The following is a 6,000-nucleotide window of genomic DNA, read 5'->3' as shown; positions in this document are numbered from 1 at the left end:
CCTGATTCATTAACTGACCCTATGCCTTCGCGAGCAAGCCCGCTCCCACATTGGCCGTGCATCACAGCTCTGATTTGGTGCATGTAAAAACCTTCATGCACCAAAACACCTCACAATCCTGCAACATCTTGAAACATCCACTACGCTCCGACAGGGTTTTCCTACACATCGTCCGATTGGCAAGCCCCTTGCTCTAGCCTGAGCATTGTCCTTAGCAGGAAGCTTTCCGATGCTGGTGATTCATCGCAGAATCGACCCCCAACCCGTCTGGGCCGCCGAGTTGCACCTGACCTTCGAGGCCAGGAGCAAAAGCCGCCTGCGCTGTTTCAGTGCCGATGGCGAAGACGTCGGACTGTTTCTGGAGCGCGGCCAGCCGCCGCTGTATGACGGCGAATGCCTGCAAGCCGAAGATGGCCGGATCGTCCGGGTCTGCGCCCGCCCCGAACAATTGCTGCATGTCACCTGCGCCAACGCCTTCGAACTGACCCGCGCGGCCTATCACCTGGGCAATCGCCACGTCGCGCTGCAAGTCGGTGAAGGCTGGTTGCGCCTGCTCGACGATTACGTGCTCAAGGCGATGCTTGAACAACTCGGCGCGCAGGTCGAATCGATCGAAGCGCCGTTCCAGCCGGAACACGGCGCCTACGGTGGCGGCCATCACCATTCGCGGCACGGTGACGAAGACTTCAACTACGCGCCGAAACTCCATCAGTTCGGCGTCCGTTTGTGAACCCGGCCTGGGCGCTGCTGCGCCTGGCCAGTCCGCAATTGCCGATTGGCGGCTACAGCTATTCCCAGGGTCTGGAGATGGCGGTGGATAACGGCCGCGTCGACAGCCCGGACACCGCCCGGCGCTGGATCAGCGATCAATTGCTGCTCAACCTCGCACGGTTCGAGGCGCCCATGCTGCTCGCCCATTGCCAGGCCGCCGCGGACGAAAACTGGGATGAATTGCGCAAGCTCTGCGAAAGCCACCGCGCCAGCCGCGAAACCCGCGAACTGCATCTGGAGAGCCGGCAGATGGGCTACTCGTTGCAGCAATTGCTCAATGGTTTGCCCGAGCTCGACGCGCCGGCCCGCGACTTTCTTGAGCAATGCAACGAACCGCATCTGGCCCTGTGTTGGGCGCTGGCGGCCCGCGCCTGGCGGATCAGCCCGCAGGACGCTCTCGCCGCGTGGCTGTGGAGCTGGCTGGAAAACCAGCTCGCGGTGCTGATGAAAACCCTGCCACTGGGCCAGCAAGCGGCGCAGCGCCTGACCAGCGAACTGCTGCCGCTGCTGCAACAGGCGCAGCAGGACGCCACCCGAATCAATCCCGAACACCTCGGCAGCGCCGCGTTCGGTCTGTCCCTGGCGTGCATGGCCCATGAGCGCCAGTACAGCCGCCTGTTCCGTTCCTAGGGCCTTTCAGTCTGGAGAATCACATGAACACACAACCCCTGCGCGTCGGCATCGGCGGCCCGGTCGGTTCCGGCAAAACCGCGTTGACCCTGGCCCTGTGCCTGGCGCTGCGCGAGCGCTACAACCTGGCCGTGGTCACCAACGACATCTACACCCGCGAAGACGCCGACTTCCTGGTACGCAACGAAGCCTTGGCGCCGGAACGCATCATCGGCGTGGAAACCGGCGGCTGCCCGCACACCGCGATCCGCGAAGACGCCTCGATCAACCTCGAAGCCGTGGATCAACTGAACCGGCGTTTTCCGGGGCTGGACCTGATTCTGGTGGAGTCCGGTGGCGACAACCTTTCCGCAACCTTCAGTCCGGAATTGTCCGACCTGACCATCTACGTGATCGATGTCTCGGCCGGCGACAAGCTGCCGCGCAAGGGCGGGCCCGGCATTTGCAAATCCGACCTGCTGGTGATCAACAAGATCGACCTCGCGCCCCTGGTCGGCGCCTCGCTGGAAATGATGAACAGCGACACCCAACGCATGCGCAACGGCAAGCCGTTCGTGTTCAGCAACCAGAAAACCGGTCAGGGCCTGGAAGAAATAATTGCCTTCATCGAACGCCAGGGCCTGCTGACCGCAGCCTGACTCACTGATCAACAAGGAAGCTTCTCCATGACACTCAAACGCATTCTCGGCGCCGTCGCACTGTTGCTGACACCGGCTCTGGCCTTCGCCCACCCTGGCCACGGCGACTCTGGCCTGGTGGCCGGCATCAGCCACCCGATCGGCGGCCTCGACCATTTGCTGGCGATGGTGGCCGTCGGCCTGTGGGCCGCGCAACAACAAGGCGCCGCGCGTTGGGCGCTGCCGTGCACCTTCGTTGGCACCATGCTGATCGGTGGCCTGCTCGGCTTTGAGGGGCTGGAGTTGCCTGCGCTGGAAAGCGGGATTGCCGCGTCGGTGCTGGCACTGGGTCTGGCGGTGGCGCTGGCGGTACGTCCGCCGCTGGTGATGGCGGTGGCGGCGACAGCGTTGTTTGCGCTGTTCCATGGCGTGGCCCATGGCCTGGAGCTTCCGGACATGTCGAGCCCATGGGCGTATGCCGCCGGTTTTGTGGTCGCAACGGCGGCATTGCATGCGGCGGGTTATGCGGTCGTGCGTTTTCTGCCTCAGGCTGCCGCGCCGCTGGTGCGACTGGCCGGAGCCGCTTCGGCTGTGACGGGCGCTTGGTTGCTGGCCGGCTGAATTGCACCTCTGATCGTTCCCGCGCATGGCGCGGGAACGATCGATCGCCACTCTCTGCTACCATGTCGCGCAATCGCCCCTGCCGTGACGACGTCCGCCCATGCCCCACGCTTCCCGCTCCACCTCCCTGCCTGAATTGACCGCCCTGTTCGGTGAAGTGCAACAGCACTTTCTGGACGTGATCGTGCCCCTCTGGCAAGGACCGGGCTGGAACGCCGACATGGCGTTGCCTTACGAGGCGCTGGACGCCGCACATCAGCCGCTGCCACCGCAGCGCTATCGGGCAATGGCCTGCGCACGGCAGCTGTATCTGTTTTCCAGCCTGATCGGGGTTGTGGATAACGCCGAAGCTCGGGCGGCCGCACTGTTCCGTTCCCTGCAACGGCACTTCCACGATGCCGAATTCGGCGGCTGGTTTTACAGCATCGATCCCCAGGGCAAACCGCTGGATCAGCGCAAGGACCTCTACACCCACGCCTTCATCCTGTTCGCCTGCGCCCACTACTGGGAAAAGTCCCGCGAGCCCTTGGTCGAATCGACCCTGAATGCCGCGCTGGAAGTCATCGGCCGACGTTTCGCCACCGGTGACGGCCTCTACGAAGCCTGCCTCGACCGCGACTGGATCACCCTGGAAACCGGCCCGCTGCAGAACCCGCTGATGCACCTGGCCGAAGCGTTCCTGGCCACTCTGGCGGTGCGCGAAGAGACACAGGTCAAGCAAGCGCTGAGCGAGTTATGCACAGCCATGCACAAGCGCTTCGTCGATCCTCAGGCCGGTGTGCTGATGGAGAAACCGCTGGGGGCTGTGGATAACTGGTATGAGCCGGGCCACCAGTTCGAGTGGTATTTCCTGCTGGAGTCCTCACCTCTGCTCCGCGGTTCGAAACTGCATGCTGCCCTGGACCGGGCCTTCGCGTTCACCGAGCAGTACGGCGTGGTGCAACCGTCCGGTGCAGTGCGGGCCATGCTCGATCTGAATATGGACGGACGCCCGAAGGATTCGACCCAGCGCATCTGGGCCCAGGCCGAATACCTGCGCGCGCTGACACTGCGTCCGGACAGCGAAGCCGCCGTGCTGCGCCAGTTGCAGGCGTTGCAGCAGCACTTCCTGCATGCCGGTGGCTGGCATGAATGCCGCGACGAACAGGGCAAGGTCAGCCGCAAGGACATGCCGTCGACCACGCCGTATCACTTGGCGACCTGCTATCGCGGCCTCGCCGACTATCTGAGCTGACAGCCGTGGCGAGGGAGGCGACTCCCTCGCCACGCAACATCAGGCAATCCACTTCCTGTCGCCGGTGAAGCTGATGGTCAGCCAGCGCGCCGCATCCGGTTTGCCCAGCTTCGCGGAAATCGCCTCGCGCAGCCCATCCAACTGGCCGACGCTCTGCAGCCGGTAATCCGCCGGCAACACCACATGAATCTCGATGAACCGCGCCCGCCCGTGCTTCTGCACGTAAGACACGTAGTCGTCGAAACCATGCTCGACCTTCGCCGCCTCCATCACCTCGCGCACCTGCTCATCCAGCGTATCCGGCGCGATGCCGAGCACGTCACGCAGCGCCGGGCCAAGGATCTTGAAGGCCGGCGGCAGCATGGTCAGGGCCAGTACGATGAGAATCAGCGGGTCGACAAATTTCGCCCACTCGCCATAGCCCTGGGACTTGAGCAGCAGCGCTGCGAGGAAACTTATCAACAGGCCAACCGACAGCATCGCGTCCACCAGCCAGCTGATGTTGTCGAACTGGATCAGGCTCGACTTGAGCTTGCGATTGCGGTGGCGCACGTAGAAGAAGTAGGCGAACTCGACAACGGTGAACACCGCCGCGTAGATGATCACCAGCCCCAGTTCGATCTCACGACCGCCATTGATGATGCCGAACACGCCGTTGAGAAACGCGTAGATAGCGATCAGCAGCAGGAAACTGCCCTCGATCAGCAGCACCATCGGCTCCAGATGCCAGAAACCGAACTGGAAGCGCTGGTTGCTTTGCTTGGCGATCAGCTTCGCCGTGATCAGCATCAGGACTTTGATGAACGTTGCAATCAACGAAAAAAAGCCATCGAACAGGATGGACTGGGAACCCGAAACAAAACCGGTGGCGATCCCGGCGATCGACACGGCCAACATCAGAAGGGTGGATTGTTTGAGCAGAGACTGCTCACCTCGGTTACTCACTTGAACTCCTCGAAAAACCTTGAAAACCGCAGGGTGCGGTGGGGTTGTTGAGGAGTGAGTCTACCCCATGCGGGGATTTTGCCTGTTCCGGCCCCATCGCGGGCAAGCCCGCTCCCACAGGTTTCAAGGCGATCCCAAGGCTTGGGTAAACCGATTGACTTGTGGGAGCTGGCTTGCCAGCGATTAGCCGTTATGCGGTGTCAGGCCTTGTTACGCTCGATGGCAAAACCCGCCCAGGTCTGGCTCACCGGCATCAGTTCCAGGCTGTTGATATTGATGTGCGCCGGCGCATTCAACACCCAGAAAATCGTCTCGGCGATGTCTTGCGGCTGGATCGGCTCGGCACCCGCGTAGGTGGCGTCGTAACGTGCCTGATCGCCGGCAAAACGCACCAGCGAGAACTCGCTCTCGCACAGGCCCGGCTCGATATTGCTGACGCGCACACCGGTGCCCTGCAAGTCGCAACGCAGGTTCAGCGAGAACTGTTTGACGAACGCCTTGGTCGCGCCATAAACGTGGCTGCCCGGGTACGGGTAGTTACCGGCGATGGATCCGAGGTTAACGATGCCGGCGCCGCGACCGTGAGCGATCAGGCGCGGCAGCAACAGGCGAGTGCTGTACATCAGGCCTTTGACGTTGGTGTCGACCATAGTGTCCCAATCGTCGAGGTCGCACTTCGGTGCCGGGTCCACGCCCAGCGCCAGCCCGGCGTTGTTGATCAGGCCGCGCAATTTGGCGAACGACGGCGGCAGGTTGGCAATCGCCTCCTCCATCGCCTTGCGATCACGCACGTCCAGCACCAGGCCATGCACTTCGGTCTGCTTCGACAGCTCGGCGCACAGCGCGTTGAGGCGTTCTTCACGACGCCCGGTCAGCACCAGTTTCCAGCCGGCCTCGGCAAAACGACGGGCACAGGCTTCACCAAAACCGGACGTCGCGCCGGTGATAAACAGGGTGTTGGACATCGTGTTCTCCTTGCTTCGGCCACCTGGGGCAGCCATTGGAATAGAAAATCAGCAGGCAGCATGCCCGGCCCCGCATTCACGAGCAACCATCTACTGGCGCGCATGTCTGCTCATAATTTGATCAACCCTCGCAACGCCTTGAGTGGCGTGGCCTGTAGCCACATGCACGCACGTTATCCACAAGCCCTTCCACAGTTTCCGGGGGCAAGTGGAAATG

At 62.5% G+C, this 6,000-nt stretch carries 7 protein-coding genes; 5 read left to right on the top strand and 2 right to left on the bottom strand.

Annotated features, from left to right (window positions below; genetic code table 11):
• Positions 1-229 precede the first annotated feature (229 nt).
• From ureE to ACW9HX_RS18075, 5 genes are all read left to right on the top strand, one after another.
• Positions 230-730 (top strand): urease accessory protein UreE, encoded by a 501-nt coding sequence (gene ureE / locus ACW9HX_RS18095; protein ID WP_457381639.1) that lies wholly within the window; start codon positions 230-232, stop codon positions 728-730.
• A complete protein-coding gene (locus ACW9HX_RS18090; protein WP_457381638.1) occupies positions 727-1,401 on the top strand; it encodes an urease accessory protein UreF in 675 nt (224 codons plus the stop codon). The genes ureE and ACW9HX_RS18090 overlap by 4 nt, the downstream gene beginning before the upstream one ends.
• A gap of 23 nt (positions 1,402-1,424) precedes the next feature.
• Positions 1,425-2,039: an urease accessory protein UreG gene (gene ureG / locus ACW9HX_RS18085; protein WP_008001031.1), complete on the top strand. Its 615-nt coding sequence runs from the start codon at positions 1,425-1,427 to the stop codon at positions 2,037-2,039.
• A gap of 27 nt (positions 2,040-2,066) precedes the next feature.
• Complete coding sequence (locus ACW9HX_RS18080) at positions 2,067-2,639, top strand: HupE/UreJ family protein (protein ID WP_064379124.1); 573 nt, start codon at positions 2,067-2,069, stop codon at positions 2,637-2,639.
• A gap of 100 nt (positions 2,640-2,739) precedes the next feature.
• Positions 2,740-3,873, top strand: coding sequence for an AGE family epimerase/isomerase (locus ACW9HX_RS18075; protein WP_457381637.1), 1,134 nt, complete (start codon positions 2,740-2,742; stop codon positions 3,871-3,873).
• Positions 3,874-3,912: 39 nt separating this feature from the next.
• On the opposite strand, the gene ACW9HX_RS18070 is transcribed toward ACW9HX_RS18075, so the two are convergent.
• Together ACW9HX_RS18070 and ACW9HX_RS18065 are read right to left on the bottom strand one after the other, a co-directional pair.
• Complete coding sequence (locus tag ACW9HX_RS18070; protein ID WP_457381636.1) at positions 3,913-4,818, bottom strand: cation diffusion facilitator family transporter; 906 nt, start codon at positions 4,816-4,818, stop codon at positions 3,913-3,915.
• 200 nt (positions 4,819-5,018) lie between these two features.
• Complete coding sequence (locus ACW9HX_RS18065) at positions 5,019-5,783, bottom strand: SDR family oxidoreductase (protein ID WP_007950653.1); 765 nt, start codon at positions 5,781-5,783, stop codon at positions 5,019-5,021.
• Between the last annotated feature and the right edge of the window lie 217 nt (positions 5,784-6,000).

The organism is Pseudomonas sp. SDO52101_S400 (assembly GCF_054071635.1).
This window is presented reverse-complemented; position numbering and strand designations above follow the sequence as displayed.